The organism is Peribacillus sp. TH14 (assembly GCF_016651145.1).
Classification (GTDB): Bacteria; Bacillota; Bacilli; order Bacillales; family DSM-1321; genus Peribacillus; species Peribacillus butanolivorans.
Map to the genome: position 1 here is coordinate 3,839,123 of NZ_JAEKEK010000001.1, position 15,984 is coordinate 3,855,106.

A 15,984-nucleotide genomic window follows, 5' to 3' on the forward strand; every position below is an offset into this window, starting at 1 on the left:
TGGTTGAAATGGTATCCAATTTGAAAGGAAGATGTGAATTGAATACGAATGAATTGATTGAGGAAGCTAAAAAAGCAAGGGAAAAGGCTTATGTACCTTATTCAAAATTCAAAGTAGGGGCTGCTTTATTAACTGCCGATGGTAAGGTTTATCATGGGTGCAATATAGAAAATGCTGCATATAGTATGTGCAATTGCGCAGAAAGAACCGCTTTATTTAGTGCCTATGCCCATAATGATAAGAAGTTCACAAAACTAGCAGTCGTGGCAGATACTGATCGTCCTGTTTCCCCATGCGGAGCGTGCAGGCAGGTTATTTCAGAACTATGTGAACAAGATATGATGGTTGTTTTAACCAACTTAAACGGGGATATTAAAGAACTAACAGTACAGGAATTGCTTCCAGGAGCTTTTTCACCGGAGGATTTAAATGAATAAACTATTTGACGAAACACAAGTAAAAGGTTACAAATCAGGTTTTATTTCGATTATAGGACGACCTAATGTTGGCAAGAGTACATTTTTGAACCGGGTTATTGGTCAAAAAATTGCCATTATGAGTGATAAACCGCAAACAACGAGAAACAAGGTTCAAGGTGTACTTACACAAAACGATTCACAAATGATATTCATTGATACACCGGGTATTCATAAACCGAAGCATAAGCTTGGGGACTTTATGATGAAGGTAGCAACAAATACATTGAAAGAGGTCGATTTGATTCTCTTCATGATTAATGCGACAGAAGGATACGGACGTGGTGATGAGTTTATCATTGAAAAACTACAAACCGTAAAAACACCTGTTTTCCTTGTAGTCAACAAAATTGATGCTATGCACCCTGATGATTTACTCCCAATTATTGAGAAATATCAAAAGCTTTATCCGTTCGCGGCCGTGGTTCCAATCTCAGCGCTTGAAGGCAATAATGTCGATACACTGCTTGAGCAAATCAAGGAGCATCTTCCTGAAGGTCCACAGTTTTATCCAGCTGACCAAGTAACTGATCATCCGGAGCGTTTTATTATTTCTGAATTGGTCCGCGAAAAAGTTCTGCACCTGACTAGGGAGGAGATTCCCCATTCAGTGGCTGTTGTTATCGATTCAATAAAAAAAATGGATAACAGTGATACAATTAATGTTATGGCTACGATTGTGGTAGAACGTGATTCACAAAAAGGTATTGTTATTGGTAAGCAAGGGAAAATGTTGAAAGAAGTCGGTAGCCGTGCGAGGGTTGATATCGAGAATTTATTAGGCTCGAAAGTATTCCTGGAACTATGGGTGAAGGTACAGAAGGATTGGCGTAACAAAGCGAGCCAACTTCGCGATTATGGTTTCAATGAAAGTGAGTATTAATTAGCAAAATTTACGCTTCATGAAAGTGTGGAAAAAGGTCAAGCTAATCATATGGTCGGATATTTATATTGCTAGTTAAAAATGAAAGGTGGGCTTTATATGTTGGATTTTACCTGGGAGTTATTTAGTGAAACAGGTAATGTGGACACCTATTTGCTGTTTAAGGAGATAGAAGTCGAAAGACAGGAAAGACCCTTAGTATTGAGTGATGAGCTAGCAGATATTGATTTTCCTGTTTCATAAGATAGTCTTGGCAAGCATGGGTGGTGTCTTGGTATGCTCCAAAAATGTGAAGGCATTGTCATAAGACGGACTGCATATGGAGAAAACAACAAAATTATTACTATTTATACCCGTGAGCTAGGGAAAATTGGAGTTATGGCTAGAGGAGCCAGTAAACCTAATAGCAGGCTTGCTGCCGTCACCCAACTTTTTTGCTCCGGGTATTTCCTTGTTTCTACATCAAGCGGACTCGGAAGTCTTCAACAAGGAGAAATGGTCGACTCCCTTCGTTTTATAAGGGAGGACCTTTTTGCCACTGCATATGCTTCATACATTGTTGAATTGGTTGATAAAAGCGTAGATGATAAGAAACCAAATCCATATCTGTTTGAATTACTCTCGCAAACCTTGCATTACATAAACGAAGAATATGACGCGGAGGTTTTGAAATTTATTTTCGAAATGAAGATGCTGCCCGTCAACGGGATTAACCCAGTACTAAATCAATGTGCTGTTTGTGGTGAAACAGAAGGAGAATTCTCCTTCTCGCTACGGGAAGGTGGTTTTATTTGTCACCGCTGTCTGGGAAAAGACCCATATCACTATAAAATTTCACCCGCAGCCGTTAAATTGCTGCGAATATTTTATTATTTGGATTTATCAAGGCTCGGAAACATTTCGGTTAAGCCTGAAACGAAAAAAGAACTGCAGAAAATCATTGATGCTTATTATGAAGAGTATTCAGGCCTCCATTTAAAATCAAAAAAGTTCTTAAAACAGATTGATACGATGAAAGATATGTTTTAAGATTTGACCTATTGACATTCCAGGCTTGATTGTATAAAATTCTAATCATTAAAATAAGAAGATTGCGTTGATGGAAAAGAGTATCTGTCATTCTCCATAAAAAGCGAACCCGGGATGGTGAAAGCCGGGGTATGGATTTACAGGGAAGGCGTTCCGGAGCATGTAGCTTTGAAAAGAGGCCGGTTTATTAACGGCAATTAGGGTGGAACCGCGGGTAAACTCTCGTCCCTATGCATTTCGCATAGAGACGGGAGTTTTTTGTTTGCAAAAATGCGAAAGAATAACAATGAATGGACCGGTAAAACACTTGAATTAATTGGTGAAATGCATGCGTGGCCGATAAACGATTCAAAATTACTGGTATAGGAGTTCCCGTCCCTAATTTCATAAAGAGGCGTTTTAAATAATCTGGAGGTGTACGATGAATATTCAAAATATGATTTTAACTTTACAAAAGCATTGGTCTGAACAAGGCTGCATATTAATGAATGCTTATGATGTCGAGAAGGGGGCAGGAACGATGAGCCCTTATACTTTCCTTAGAGCAATTGGACCTGAACCGTGGAGTGTTGCTTATGTGGAGCCATCCCGCCGTCCAGCAGACGGTCGTTATGGAGAGAATCCTAACCGTCTCTATCAACATCATCAATTCCAAGTAATCATGAAGCCATCACCAGACAATATCCAAGAGCTGTATTTGGATTCATTGCGCGCATTAGGTATTAACCCGCTTGAGCATGATATTCGCTTTGTAGAAGATAACTGGGAAAACCCATCATTAGGTTGTGCTGGTCTTGGCTGGGAAGTTTGGCTTGATGGAATGGAAATTACACAATTTACGTATTTCCAACAGGTAGGCGGTCTTGAGTGTAAGCCGGTATCCGTGGAAATTACATATGGAATCGAGCGTCTTGCTTCCTACATTCAGGAAAAAGAAAATGTGTTTGATCTAGAATGGACAGAAGGATTTACAGTACGAGATATTTTTGGACAGCCGGAATACGAGCATTCAAAATATACGTTTGAAACATCCGACCTTGATATGTTATTTCAACTTTTCACAATGTATGAAAAGGAAGCACATCGCCAAATGGAAGAAGGGCTTGTACATCCTGCCTATGATTATGTTTTAAAATGTTCACATACATTTAATCTTTTGGATGCAAAAGGTGCGATTTCAGTAACGGAAAGAACGGGATATATAGCCCGCTGCCGTAACTTAGCACGTAAGGTTGCCAAAACCTTCTATGAAGAGCGGGAAAAATTAGGCTTCCCGATTCTAAAAGTGAAAGGAGAGAATACAAATGAGCAAGCGTGATTTGTTATTGGAAATTGGATTGGAAGAGATGCCGGCTCGTTTTGTGACAGCGTCTATGAAACAGTTGTCAGATAAAGTACAGAAATGGCTTAAGGAAAAAGCAATTGAATTCGGAGCGGTTGAAGCTTTTTCCACACCAAGACGTTTGGCCATATTGGTAAAAGACGTTTCAGAATCACAAAAAGATATCGAAGAAGAAGCAAAAGGACCAGCTAAAAAAATTGCTTTGGACAGTGAAGGAAACTGGTCTAAAGCAGCATTAGGGTTTGTTAGAGGCCAAGGGATGACCGCTGAGGATATTTATTTTAAAGAACTTAAGGGTATTGAATATGCCCATGTAAATAAATTCATTAAAGGACAACCGACTTCCCAGCTTTTATCTGAGTTGCAGGAAATTATCAGCGGGATGACGTTCCCGAAAAATATGCGTTGGGCCAACCAAGACCTTCGTTTTGTCCGTCCGATTAAATGGCTGATTGCATTATTCGGCAACGAAGTAGTGCCATTTTCCATAGCTGATGTTGAAACTGGCCGTGAAACAAAGGGACATCGCTTCTTAGGAGAAGCTGCAAGGATAGAGGATCCTGAACAGTACGAAGCAACGTTAAGAGACCAGTTTGTCATGGCTAATCCAGAAAAACGTCGTAGTGTTATTTTAGAACAGATTAAAAGTCTTGAGCAGGAAAAAGGCTGGATCATCCCAGTTGATGAAGATCTGCTTGAAGAAGTCAATAATTTGGTAGAGTACCCAACGGTGTTATTTGGCCATTTTGAAGAAGAATTCCTTGAACTTCCAGCTGAAGTTTTGATCACTTCAATGAAGGAGCACCAACGTTATTTCCCAGTTAAAGATCAAGGCGGCAAGTTACTTGCATTCTTTGTAACCGTTCGTAATGGAGATGACCGTCATCTAGAAAAGGTATCTAAAGGAAATGAAAAAGTGTTGCGTGCGCGTTTATCGGATGCGGCATTCTTCTTTAAAGAAGATCAGAAAAAAGAGATAGCAGATGCTTTGAAAAAACTCGACAGCATCGTTTATCATGAAGAAATAGGTACCTTAGCTGAGAAAACAGCCCGTGTAACAGCGGTGACAGGCGTTCTGGCAGATGCTTTGAATTTAAAGGCAGAAAAGGATCTGGCGCTTCGTGCTGCTGAAATTGCTAAATTTGATTTAGTAAGTCATATGGTTTATGAATTCCCCGAATTGCAAGGGTATATGGGTGAGAAGTATGCGCTCCTAAAAGGAGAAGCAAAAGAAGTAGCGGCTGCAATCAATGAACACTACATGCCAAGACATGCGGATGACAATGTGCCGCCTTCTGTTATTGGAGCAGTTGTAAGTATAGCCGAAAAAATTGATACTCTCGCATCATTCTTTGCTATTGGCGTCATTCCAACCGGCTCCCAGGATCCATACGCATTGAGAAGACAGGCAAGCGGTGTTGTTCAAATTTTAGCGGAGAAAAAATGGAATATCTCTTTAGAAGAGCTTATTACTCTAGGACTTAAAGGACTTGAATCAAAAGGTCTTCTAAAACGCGATTTAGAGGAAGTAAAAGCAGACATGTTTACCTTCTTTAAAGCGCGGGTAAAACATTTACTTCAAGAACAGCAGATTCGTTATGATTTAATTGATGCCGTTCTGATCGACGAGATTGGGTTTATACACTCTTTAGTAGAACGTGCTCATGTATTGGACGCGAAAAAAGATGAAGCAGGCTTTAAAGAAAGCCTCGAAGCATTAAGTCGTGTTATGAATATTGCTGTAAAGTGTGACCATAAAGTGACAGTTGACCCGAATGCTTTTGAAAATGAGCAGGAAAAAGCGCTTTATGAAAAATATCAAACAGTAGCATTGCGATATGCTGAAACTAAAAAAGAGAAAGAGCGTTTTGAACATCTTATCTCGCTTCAATCAGAAATAGAATCATATTTCGAGAATACAATGGTCATGGCAGATGATGAAGCAATCCGTAATAACCGCTTATCCCTAATGAAAGAAATTAGCGATTTAGTTTCAGGCTTTGCGGCTATGAATAAAATTATCCTTTCATAATTGAAAGGATTCATCGAAATCGGAGACACTTTATATAAAGGTTTCCGATTTCTTAAAATATTAAATGGTCAATAAATAGGACAAACCTGCTTTTATTAAATAATATAGTATATAATTGTTAGATGAATAACTTTTGTTACTTTTCTCTGCGAAAGCAGTGGGGTGGTGATTATAATCCAATTGAATAAGCGTCAGGAGCATATTTTACAAATTGTTAAAGAGAATGGACCGATTACAGGTGAACATATTGCCGATAGACTGAGCCTTACAAGAGCGACACTTCGTCCGGATCTTGCTATCTTAACGATGGCAGGCTTTCTTGATGCGAGGCCGCGTGTCGGGTATTTTTATACAGGCAGGTCAGGAACACAGCTTTTGACAGATAGTTTGAACCATCTTTATGTACGAGACTATCAATCGATCCCTGTGGTTGTTGATGAAGGCATTTCCGTATATGATGCAATCGTCATGATGTTTTTAGAAGATGTCGGTACCATGTTTGTTGTCGATAAGCATGCTCTGCTAGTTGGTGTCTTATCAAGGAAAGACTTGTTGCGTGCAAGTATAGGTAAGCAAGAACTTAACTCCATTCCAGTCAATATTATTATGACTAGGATGCCCAATATTACAATGTGTTCAAAAGAAGACTTATTGATTGATGTTGCCAAAAAATTGATTGATAAACAAATCGACTCATTACCGGTCGTCAAAGAAACAGAAAAAGGCTATGAAGTAATCGGAAGAATTACAAAAACCAATATAACAAAAGCATTCGTAGCTTTAGCTGATGAAGGCTATTAGGGGGCTTGCAAAAGGAATGACGGAGAATATGAACGGTTCTATTATATATGTTGTATCGGATTCAGTGGGGGAAACAGCGGAATTGGTTACTAAAGCAGCTGCAAGCCAGTTCTCGGGATCTGCTTTTTCCATAAAACGGATTCCGTATATTGAAGATGAACAAAACGTGGATGAAGTAATTTCACTGGCAAAATTAGATGGAGCAATCATTGCCTATACCCTTGTTAAGCCAACTATTAGAGCTTACATGAAAGCACAGGTCGAAAAAGAAAATCTGTCTGCTTATGACATTTTAGGGCCGCTCATGGACATCCTTCAGAAAAGAGCGCCAAAAGGGCCGCTTAATGAACCTGGTCTCGTTAGAAAGCTTGATGATGATTATTTCAAGCGAGTCGAAGCCATTGAATTTGCGGTAAAATATGATGATGGGCGGGATCCCCGTGGTATTTTACGAGCAGATATCGTCCTTGTAGGTGTATCACGCACTTCCAAAACACCTCTATCTCAATATTTGGCCCATAAACGTTATAAAGTGGCTAATGTACCTTTAGTGCCTGAAGTGGAACCACCAGAAGAATTATTCCTGGTCCCACCTGAAAAATGTATTGGTTTAAAGATTAGTCCGGAAAAGCTGAACCATATTCGTAAAGAGCGATTAAAGTCCCTGGGGCTTAATGATCATGCTATTTACGCAAATGTGGAACGGATAAAAGAAGAGCTGACGTACTTTGATACAATCATTTCGAGGTTGAATTGTCCAATCATTGATGTTACGAATAAAGCTGTTGAAGAAACAGCCAATTTGATTATCAATATCCTTCAAAAAAAAGATCGTTGATAGGTGGATTTATTTAATTCTTAAATTAAGGTAAACCAAAATGTGAGCTAGGCACTTTAAGTGTCAGCTCACATTTTAATGCTAAGGGGATTTAAGGGAATTTCGCACAGAAATAGGAAATAATTACATAAATTTCTTCTCTTTTTACATTTGAAATTCCATCGATTTGTATAAAATAAGAATCGGAATTTAAATGTTGGCATCTTCTAATCAAATAGACTATAATAAAAAATTGTGAGAAAAAAGTAATCTTAAGGTTTAGACTTAATTAATAAGGAATAAACTAAAGGTTAATGAGAAGTCAAGGTTTTTATCATAAAAATAATTCGACATGTTCCGTATAATTTTAAATTGGCTGACTCTGAATCAAGGTAAAAGCGACATTGTAACTTTACTAAGAAGAGATTCCTTGAATTAAAAAGGTTGGCTCTTTTAGAGAATATTCTCTGACCCATGGCTGAAAGTTACATTATATCTCGATAAAGTTTAGGGGAGAAAAAGGATTATGCAGAAAGATGTAGAATTAAAAGGTATGAATAATAAACCAACCATACACGTCGATGCCGATGCATGTCCGGTGAAAGACGAGATCCTTCATTGTGCACGATTGCACGATGTCGAAGTCTGTTTTGTTGCGTCATATAAAAATATGATGAACAACCCTGAAGGTAAATGGGTATATGTCGATGCGGACAAAGAAGCGGCCGATCTTTATATAGTAAATTCAGTAAAAAAGGGTGATATCGTTGTAACTGCAGATATTGGATTGGCTGGAACCCTGCTTCCAAAAAGCGTTTATGTTCTTTCACCGAGGGGAAAAGAATACACAGACGAGAATATTTTTATGCTCCTAGATATGCGTTATCAGTCAGCGAAACTTCGCAGGCAGGGTAAACATACGAAAGGGCCGAAAGCATTCACAAAGGAAGATCGAACATGTTTTACAAATAAACTTTTGAAAACTTTGTCGAATTTTGCAGGGAATTAGAAGTCGGTATCGAATTAGAAACTATCACCAAAATTGCAAGGTGGAAAAATGACAAATGGCCGTATAGAAGATGAGAAAATAAACCAAATTCGTGAAGCTGTTGACATTGTTGATTTAATTGGAGAATATGTCCAGCTGAAGAAGCAAGGGCGAAATTACTTTGGCCTTTGTCCTTTTCATGGTGAAAACTCGCCGTCGTTTTCCGTTTCAGCTGAAAAGCAAATCTTTCACTGTTTCGGTTGTGGGGCAGGCGGGAATATTTTCACTTTCTTAATGGATATAGAAGGCTACAATTTTGTGGAATCTGCGAAAGTTTTAGCTGAAAAAGGAAATGTTCCTTTAGATGTTGAAATAAATAAGGACTCCCAGCGTTCTAATATGCCTGCTGGCTCGCAGCAAATGTTTGAAGCACATGACTTGTTGCGAAAGTTTTACCACCATCTCCTCGTAAATACGAAGGAGGGTCAAGAAGCTCTTGAATATCTTCTTAAACGCGGATTTACAGAAGAGACGATAGAAAAGTTCCAAATTGGTTACTCATTGGATTCATGGGACTTTGTCTCCAAGTTTCTTTTAAAACGTGGGTTTCCAGCGGAATTTATGGAGCAAGCAGGGCTAATTATTTTTAGGGAAAAAGACGAGTCATATTTTGACCGTTTCAGAAATAGAGTCATGTTTCCAATTATGGATCACCAAGGGAATACGATTGCGTTTTCGGGAAGAGCAATGGGGGACGATGAGCCCAAATATTTGAATAGTCCCGAAACGCCAATCTTCAATAAAAGTAAAACTTTATATAATTTTCATCATGCAAGACCTCACATACGAAAGAAAGAACAAGTAGTTATTTTTGAAGGCTTTGCCGATTGTATTTCAGCTGTTCGTGCGGGTGTAGAGAATTCGGTCGCTACGATGGGGACCGCCCTAACCGATCAGCATATCCAGCTATTAAAAAGAAATACTGATCAGATACTAATCTGCTACGATTCGGACTCTGCGGGATTGAATGCGGCAAACCGTGCAGTTAATATGTTACAGGACAACGATTTTACAGTTAAGGTCGCGCTGATGCCTGATAACTTGGACCCCGATGACTACATAAAGGAATTCGGTGAAAAAAGCTTTGTTTCTGAAGTAATAGGGGCCAGTTTAACCTACATGGCATTCAAAATGCATTATTTACGACGAGGAAAAAACGTAAATAATGAAGGAGATCGAATTCAATATATCGAAGAAGTTCTTAGAGAAATTTCGCGATTGCCCAATGCTGTGGAGAGGGATCATTATCTCCGGCAGTTATCCTCTGAATTTTCTCTATCATTGGATGCGTTGGAACAGCAGCAGCGACAGGTATTTTTTGCGGAACGCAAGAAGGGGACACTGCCGCAGCCTGCAATACAAAAGAAAATGACCCTGCAATATGAGCATAAGTTAAAGCCAGCTCACCATAATGCTGAAACTAAGTTAATTGCCCATATGCTGAAAAGCAGGGATATGACTTTCAAAATTCAGCAGTTGCTTGGGCAAACAGTCTTTCATGTAGATGAACATCAGGCAATCATCACCTATTTATATGCGTTCTATGAAGATGGACACGAGCCGGATACAAGCTTTTTCCTTACTTATTTACCGGATCCGAACTTGAGAAGGATCGTTTCGGAAATAGAAATGATGTCAGTGAATGAGGAAGTTACCGAAAAAGAACTGACCGATTGTATAAATCAAGTGTTGAAATATGAAAAGTTGTTAAAGATAAAAGAAAAACAAGTTGAAGAAAAAGATGCAGTCAGACGTAGTGATTATGTAACTGCTGCACAAATTGCCATGGAAATCATCAAATTGCGTAAATTGTTGTAGTAAGTTGTTTAGGTGTAAGTCCTGGAAGGAGGGGAACTAATGGCTGAAAAACCAGCACGTTCCAAACAAGTTGATAATGAATTTAGCCTTGAGCAGGTGAAAGAAAAATTAATAGAGCTAGGTAAAAAACGGGGCTCTTTAACTTTAGAAAAAATCGCAGAAAAAATTGGCGGTTTTGAGTTAGATTCCGATCAAATGGATGAGTTCTATGAGGTGTTAACTGAAAACGGAGTCGAAATACTCACTGATGGTGAGGAAGACGAAGATGAAGATGATCCCGATGAGAAGAAACTTGCAAAAGAAGAAGAGTTTGACTTAAATGATTTAAGTGTTCCTCCTGGCGTAAAGATTAACGACCCTGTCCGTATGTATTTAAAGGAAATTGGTCGCGTTGACCTTTTATCAGCCGAAGAGGAAATCTCTTTAGCGATGCGAATTGAAGAAGGAGATGAAGAAGCAAAACGCCGTTTAGCTGAAGCCAACCTGCGTCTAGTTGTCAGTATTGCTAAGCGTTATGTTGGACGCGGTATGCTCTTCCTTGACCTTATTCAAGAAGGTAATATGGGACTTATCAAAGCGGTAGAAAAATTTGATTATCGCAAGGGATACAAATTTAGTACGTATGCAACATGGTGGATTCGCCAGGCCATTACTCGTGCCATTGCTGACCAAGCAAGAACGATTCGAATCCCGGTGCATATGGTTGAAACCATCAATAAATTAATTCGTGTTCAAAGGCAGCTTCTTCAGGATCTTGGACGTGAACCATCTCCAGAAGAAATTGCAGAGGATATGGATTTAACTCCGGAAAAAGTTCGTGAAATCTTGAAAATAGCTCAGGAGCCTGTTTCCTTGGAAACGCCAATCGGTGAAGAAGATGATTCCCACTTAGGTGACTTCATTGAAGATCAGGACGCGACTTCTCCATCTGAACATGCAGCATATGAACTATTGAAAGAACAGCTTGAAGACGTATTAGACACACTGACAGATCGTGAAGAAAATGTCTTGAGACTTCGCTTTGGACTTGATGACGGCCGTACACGGACGCTTGAAGAGGTAGGTAAAGTGTTTGGAGTTACCCGCGAGCGTATCCGTCAAATTGAAGCGAAAGCATTACGTAAGCTGAGACACCCAAGTCGCAGCAAACGCTTGAAAGACTTCTTAGAATAGAAATAAATATGCCTTTCACAAGAGCCACTCTTTGAATGCCAAGCGTTCGGGAGTGGCTTTTTTTCACGTGATTAAATGTAAAAATATACATATAAGGACAATATTTATGTACTTATCTATATAATGGAGACGAGATTCAGTACATTAAATATCTAATAATCGGAACATAGGTATCCACTGGTATCGTACGAACGTTCCCCTTAGTGCCGAGCAAAATGTTAAAATCAATCTTAAATGAATCGCTTTATTAGCCGATATAAAGAACAAACGGGCATGAGGATGTGTATTCATGGATGAGACGAGAAAGAAAATTATCATTCAAGAAATTAACTCCTGGAAGGAAAGTCATATGATTCCGGAGCAATATTGTAATTACTTACTTGCATTATACTGTCAAGGAGAATTACCACCTGCTTATTCGAATAAAACCGGAAGCGATAAAAAAGACATTCTTTCAGGGCTGATAATAGGAGCCTTTTTTGTATTTATTGTATTTTTGAATTATTTTACTGAAATACCCATAAGAATGCAAATTGTTGTGACAACAATTTCTATCATCATCTTTGGGTTTTTAGTTCGCCGCTTTATTAACAAAAAGATTGTTTTTCAATTGACGTTAATAGGAATGGCATTATTAATGCTTTTATTTACAGTTAAATTGACTGAATTAATTGCCCCTGGCAAGGAAAGTATTCTTAATACTTGTTTGTTTATCCATTGCGGGCTCTGGATTTTAATAGGGAAAAAGCTAAAGCTGATCTATTTCTCCATATCGGGGTGTCTAGGGGTTATTATCACTATTTACTTTTTATTAATATAATTAAAATGGACAATAAAGTGTTTTAATAGAAATTTTAGGGTATTATGGAATATATATATAAAAGAAAAAACTGTTTGGAAATATACATAAGTTTTTGACAATTTTAAGAAATTATATAATATCTTCTATTTTTGGGCTTTTACTTGAAACTCTTTTCAAGTAAAATAATATATAGCTGTTTGTATATAATATTAAATATGGTAGGTTTAGGTTCTACATAGGGGAGGAAATACTATGAAAAATCCAGTAATGCCTTTTATTATTATCATGGTTTTTGGTATTGGACTTATGTTTTTACTTTCGTTTAAAGGTTTGGGTGATGCCAAAGATCTTGCTAAGGAAAAAGAAGGCGGCGCAAAGACAGAAGAAACAGAAAGTGCCTCAGCATCACCTGAAGACATCTATAAGCAGACCTGTATCTCTTGTCATGGTGATGCCTATCAGGGTGGTGTCGGTCCAGCTCTAAAAGGAGTTGGCGATCGTCTATCAGTAGACGAAGTTAAAAATGTAATTACTAATGGACGAGGTGCCATGCCACCAGGTTTAGTCGAAGAGCAAAACATTGATGCCATGGCCGAGTATATTCACGGACTGAAATAATTTATGAAAACTGACTCAAAAAATCGTTGGAAGGCGAGCTTTTTGAGTCAGTTTTTCTTTTCTTCCGCAAAACAAAGATTCCAATGATGGAAGTTGTCCTTTGTCTAGTGATTGAGAGAGAGCCATATTTCTCTCGTTCTGTAATTTTTCCATAGAACTTGTTATAATCGAATGGGAAACTAAACTATGTAAGACATTATTTGAGTTAAGAGAGTTGATAATATGAATCATGAAAAACTATCGATGAGATTAGAACGTGTTGCTATACATATACCAAAAGGAAGCATCCTTGCAGATATTGGTTCAGACCATGCGTACTTGCCTTGCTATGCAGTGAGTAATGGACTGTGTGACCAGGCTATAGCCGGGGAGGTTGTAGAAGGACCATATCAGTCAGCTCGCAAGCAAGTGGCTATAACAGGGCTTCAGGACAAGATTGAGGTCCGTAAAGGAAATGGACTTGAGGTGTTGAATCCTGATGAAGCTACATGCATTACGATTGCAGGCATGGGCGGGACATTAATCTCAAGTATATTGGAAAGTGGAAAAGAAAAACTGGGCAAGGCAGAGAGGCTTATCCTTCAGCCGAATGTTGGTGCAGCAAATGTTCGTAGCTGGCTAATCGATAACGGCTGGGAATTAACTGGAGAAGAAATCCTCGAGGAAGATGGAAAAATCTACGAAATCTTAATTGCTGAAAAGGGGGACCCGCTTCAACCTTATCGTGTAAATAAGCAAATTGGCCTCATGTTTGGGCCGTTCTTGACAAAGCAATTCAGTGACACTTTCATAAAAAAATGGCAGCTTGAGAAAAGACATTTGGAAAGAATCATCGAACAATTGGATGAAAGCGGCCGAAGCGGCTTAGAATCGAAGCGTAATGAATTAGAAGCTCAAATTTCTGTAATTGAGGAGGTGCTTAAAGGGTGAAGACAGCAAATGGTTTTCAAATCATTGAGATGTTTGAACAGTTCTCTCCAAAGCAATATGCGATGGAGGGAGATCCAATCGGATTACATGTCGGACAATTGAATAAGCCGGTTACAAAAGTGATGATTGCCCTTGATGTGCTAGAAGAGGTTGTGGACGAAGCAATTGAATGTGGTGTGGAACTAATCATTGCCCATCATCCCCTTATTTACCGTCCATTAAAGAAAATAGATACAACCGTTGCTGGCGGACGTATCATAGAAAAGCTGATCAAGCATGATATTGCTGTTTATGCTGCACATACTAATTTGGATGTTGCTAAGGGCGGGGTAAATGATTTACTTGCAGATGCTCTTCAATTACAGGATACAGAGGTACTTATTCCTACTCATGAAACAGCTCTAAAGAAATTGGTCGTGTATGTGCCTAAGGTTGATGAACAAAAGATAAGAGAAGCCTTAGGTAAGGCTGGAGCAGGAGCAGTCGGAAATTACAGCTATTGTTCGTTTTCAGGTGAAGGTACTGGACGATTTTTACCAGGTGAAGGCAGTGAACCGGCAATTGGCTCACTAGGGAAGCTTGAAGCGGTTGCTGAAGTTCGGGTTGAAACGATATTCCCGGAAAATATCGAGAAGAAAGTGCTTTCTGCGATGATTAAAGCCCATCCGTATGAAGAAGTCGCTTACGATATTTATAAGCTGGAGAACAAAGGAGAATCACTTGGATTAGGTAAAATTGGTGTGCTTGCAGAAGAAATGTCACTTGAGCAATTTTCACAACATGTGAAACAAACACTAGATGTTGATAAGGTACGTGTCGTCGGAGATTTGCATAGTCCGATAAAAAAAGTAGCAGTTCTTGGAGGAGACGGTAATAAATACTTTACGACTGCGAAATTTAAGGGTGCTGATGTGTATGTTACAGGTGATATGTATTATCATACGGCCCATGACGCGATGATGATTGGTTTGAATATTGTGGACCCTGGCCACAATGTTGAAAAAGTGATGAAAAAAGGCGTTGCGCGAATCCTAAAAGAAATGTGTCACGAAAGAAACTTCGATGTAGAGTTCATTCCATCTGAGATAAATACCGACCCTTTTCGATTTATTTAAACATACAAAAAAAGGCAACCACTATGGCTGCCTTTTTTTGAGAATTTATTTCTTTACTTTAATTTTAGGTAAAATTTTATGCAATGGTGTTTTCTTTTCCGTATTCCAGGTCTCTTCATTATTTGGGTCATATTGCTCTATGAATGCAATAACTTCTTTTGTAATCGGTGTTGGTGTAGAAGCACCAGAAGTAACAGCAACGGTTTCTGCACCTTTTAGCCACTCGAGGTTCAGCTCGGAAATGTCAGCAATGCGATAAGCGGTTGTGCTGGCAATTTCTTGGGATACTTGTGCAAGACGATTAGAATTGTTACTTTTCGGATCACCAACAACGATTAAAACATCGGCTTCTCCAGCTTGCTGGGCAACTGCTTCTTGACGTACCTGTGTGGCTAAACAGATTTCCTTATGGACTTCAGCGTGTGGAAACTTTTCTTTAACCTTATCCATGATATCCAATACGTCCCATTGGCTCATGGTGGTTTGATTGGTCACAATAATCTTTTCACTGTTCAAAGTTAAGGCTTCAACATCTTCATCCTTTTGAACCAGGTGAACGACATCGGGGGCAACTCCAACTGCGCCCTCTGGTTCAGGGTGGCCTTTTTTGCCGATATAGATAATTTGATACCCTTCAGCTTCTTTTTCCCGTATTAAGTCATGTGTTGCGGTAACATCAGGGCAAGTAGCATCGAGTGTAACAAGCCCTTTTTTCTCAGCAATCTTCCGAATTTCAGGGGAAACACCGTGAGCAGTAAAGATAACGGTTCCGCTGTCCACTTGTTCGATGATCTCGTTACGGTTACTGCCATCTAACGTGATGATTCCTTCTTCTTCAAAAGCATCAGTTACATGTTTGTTATGAACAATCATACCTAAAATGTATATAGGACGTGGCAAGGTTTTATCTAAAGCCGCATTTCGGGCGATGACCATGGCATCGACAACGCCATAACAATAGCCGCGCGGGGAAATTTTAATCACTTTCATCTATGTGTCCTCCTTCAAAGGCAAGAAACTCTCACTATTTATACCTTTCTATTATATAAGACCATAGATGATATTACAAAACATCCTATTTGCCTAAAATTAGCTTTTTC

16 protein-coding genes and 1 other annotated feature are annotated in these 15,984 nt (G+C 39.0%); of the genes, 15 read left to right on the top strand and 1 reads right to left on the bottom strand.

The genetic code is table 11. The features are described 5' to 3' along the window. Positions 1-8: 8 nt before the first annotated feature. The 15 genes from JFU50_RS18615 to JFU50_RS18685 all read left to right on the top strand — a co-directional run bounded on the left by JFU50_RS18615 (position 9) and on the right by JFU50_RS18685 (position 14,884). Entirely contained in the window at positions 9-437 is a 429-nt protein-coding gene (locus JFU50_RS18615; RefSeq protein ID WP_376102825.1) for a cytidine deaminase, read from the top strand. Continuing rightward, positions 430-1,359, top strand: coding sequence for a GTPase Era (gene era / locus JFU50_RS18620; protein ID WP_053346995.1), 930 nt, complete (start codon positions 430-432; stop codon positions 1,357-1,359). Before JFU50_RS18615 ends, era begins: the two co-directional genes overlap by 8 nt. 99 nt (positions 1,360-1,458) lie before the next feature. Further along, complete coding sequence (locus JFU50_RS18625) at positions 1,459-1,602, top strand: YqzL family protein (protein ID WP_083450815.1); 144 nt, start codon at positions 1,459-1,461, stop codon at positions 1,600-1,602. 33 nt (positions 1,603-1,635) lie between these two features. Then, positions 1,636-2,388 carry a DNA repair protein RecO gene (recO, locus tag JFU50_RS18630; protein WP_056528660.1) on the top strand — a complete coding sequence of 251 codons (753 nt, stop codon included), beginning with the start codon at positions 1,636-1,638 and terminating at the stop codon, positions 2,386-2,388. Between the two features lie 58 nt (positions 2,389-2,446). Continuing rightward, positions 2,447-2,621: a binding site (T-box leader), on the top strand. 188 nt (positions 2,622-2,809) lie between these two features. Further along, positions 2,810-3,706, top strand: coding sequence for a glycine--tRNA ligase subunit alpha (gene glyQ / locus JFU50_RS18635; protein WP_053346993.1), 897 nt, complete (start codon positions 2,810-2,812; stop codon positions 3,704-3,706). Next, complete coding sequence (glyS, locus tag JFU50_RS18640; RefSeq protein WP_201185848.1) at positions 3,693-5,762, top strand: glycine--tRNA ligase subunit beta; 2,070 nt, start codon at positions 3,693-3,695, stop codon at positions 5,760-5,762. Before glyQ ends, glyS begins: the two co-directional genes overlap by 14 nt. A 162-nt stretch (positions 5,763-5,924) precedes the next feature. Continuing rightward, entirely contained in the window at positions 5,925-6,563 is a 639-nt protein-coding gene (locus JFU50_RS18645; RefSeq protein ID WP_056528664.1) for a helix-turn-helix transcriptional regulator, read from the top strand. A gap of 28 nt (positions 6,564-6,591) precedes the next feature. Continuing rightward, positions 6,592-7,401, top strand: a complete 810-nt coding sequence (locus JFU50_RS18650; protein ID WP_056528772.1) for a pyruvate, water dikinase regulatory protein — start codon at positions 6,592-6,594, stop codon at positions 7,399-7,401. A 532-nt stretch (positions 7,402-7,933) separates the two neighbouring features. Beyond that, the gene (locus tag JFU50_RS18655; protein ID WP_056528775.1) at positions 7,934-8,389 is read left to right on the top strand and encodes a YaiI/YqxD family protein; all 456 of its coding nucleotides are present in this window, start codon (positions 7,934-7,936) and stop codon (positions 8,387-8,389) included. A gap of 48 nt (positions 8,390-8,437) precedes the next feature. Further along, positions 8,438-10,246, top strand: a complete 1,809-nt coding sequence (gene dnaG, locus JFU50_RS18660; RefSeq protein ID WP_053346990.1) for a DNA primase — start codon at positions 8,438-8,440, stop codon at positions 10,244-10,246. A 39-nt stretch (positions 10,247-10,285) separates the two neighbouring features. Continuing rightward, positions 10,286-11,419, top strand: coding sequence for an RNA polymerase sigma factor RpoD (gene rpoD / locus JFU50_RS18665; RefSeq protein WP_053346989.1), 1,134 nt, complete (start codon positions 10,286-10,288; stop codon positions 11,417-11,419). 289 nt (positions 11,420-11,708) lie between these two features. Continuing rightward, positions 11,709-12,239, top strand: a complete 531-nt coding sequence (locus JFU50_RS18670; protein ID WP_201185847.1) for a hypothetical protein — start codon at positions 11,709-11,711, stop codon at positions 12,237-12,239. Positions 12,240-12,473: 234 nt separating this feature from the next. Continuing rightward, positions 12,474-12,839 (top strand): cytochrome c550, encoded by a 366-nt coding sequence (cccA, locus tag JFU50_RS18675; protein ID WP_098177900.1) that lies wholly within the window; start codon positions 12,474-12,476, stop codon positions 12,837-12,839. Positions 12,840-13,061: 222 nt separating this feature from the next. Beyond that, on the top strand, positions 13,062-13,769 hold the full coding sequence (locus JFU50_RS18680) for a tRNA (adenine(22)-N(1))-methyltransferase (RefSeq protein ID WP_201185846.1): 708 nt from the start codon (positions 13,062-13,064) through the stop codon (positions 13,767-13,769). Next, a complete protein-coding gene (locus JFU50_RS18685) occupies positions 13,766-14,884 on the top strand; it encodes a Nif3-like dinuclear metal center hexameric protein (RefSeq protein WP_201223635.1) in 1,119 nt (372 codons plus the stop codon). Before JFU50_RS18680 ends, JFU50_RS18685 begins: the two co-directional genes overlap by 4 nt. A gap of 45 nt (positions 14,885-14,929) precedes the next feature. On the opposite strand, the gene JFU50_RS18690 is transcribed toward JFU50_RS18685, so the two are convergent. Continuing rightward, entirely contained in the window at positions 14,930-15,874 is a 945-nt protein-coding gene (locus JFU50_RS18690) for a 4-hydroxy-3-methylbut-2-enyl diphosphate reductase (protein WP_201223637.1), read from the bottom strand. Between the last annotated feature and the right edge of the window lie 110 nt (positions 15,875-15,984).

What these genes read in the sequence shown, in the direction of transcription:
- dnaG (WP_053346990.1), top strand. Translation starts at nt 8,438, where the DNA reads ATGACAAATGGCCGTATAGAAGATGAGAAAATAAACCAAATTCGTGAA.
- JFU50_RS18625 (WP_083450815.1), top strand. Translation starts at nt 1,459, where the DNA reads ATGTTGGATTTTACCTGGGAGTTATTTAGTGAAACAGGTAATGTGGAC.
- JFU50_RS18680 (WP_201185846.1), top strand. Translation starts at nt 13,062, where the DNA reads ATGAATCATGAAAAACTATCGATGAGATTAGAACGTGTTGCTATACAT.
- era (WP_053346995.1), top strand. Translation starts at nt 430, where the DNA reads ATGAATAAACTATTTGACGAAACACAAGTAAAAGGTTACAAATCAGGT.
- glyS (WP_201185848.1), top strand. Translation starts at nt 3,693, where the DNA reads ATGAGCAAGCGTGATTTGTTATTGGAAATTGGATTGGAAGAGATGCCG.
- JFU50_RS18670 (WP_201185847.1), top strand. Translation starts at nt 11,709, where the DNA reads ATGGATGAGACGAGAAAGAAAATTATCATTCAAGAAATTAACTCCTGG.
- JFU50_RS18615 (WP_376102825.1), top strand. Translation starts at nt 9, where the DNA reads ATGGTATCCAATTTGAAAGGAAGATGTGAATTGAATACGAATGAATTG.
- recO (WP_056528660.1), top strand. Translation starts at nt 1,636, where the DNA reads ATGCTCCAAAAATGTGAAGGCATTGTCATAAGACGGACTGCATATGGA.
- JFU50_RS18655 (WP_056528775.1), top strand. Translation starts at nt 7,934, where the DNA reads ATGAATAATAAACCAACCATACACGTCGATGCCGATGCATGTCCGGTG.
- JFU50_RS18690 (WP_201223637.1), bottom strand. Translation starts at nt 15,874, where the DNA reads ATGAAAGTGATTAAAATTTCCCCGCGCGGCTATTGTTATGGCGTTGTC.
- glyQ (WP_053346993.1), top strand. Translation starts at nt 2,810, where the DNA reads ATGAATATTCAAAATATGATTTTAACTTTACAAAAGCATTGGTCTGAA.
- cccA (WP_098177900.1), top strand. Translation starts at nt 12,474, where the DNA reads ATGAAAAATCCAGTAATGCCTTTTATTATTATCATGGTTTTTGGTATT.
- JFU50_RS18650 (WP_056528772.1), top strand. Translation starts at nt 6,592, where the DNA reads ATGAACGGTTCTATTATATATGTTGTATCGGATTCAGTGGGGGAAACA.
- rpoD (WP_053346989.1), top strand. Translation starts at nt 10,286, where the DNA reads ATGGCTGAAAAACCAGCACGTTCCAAACAAGTTGATAATGAATTTAGC.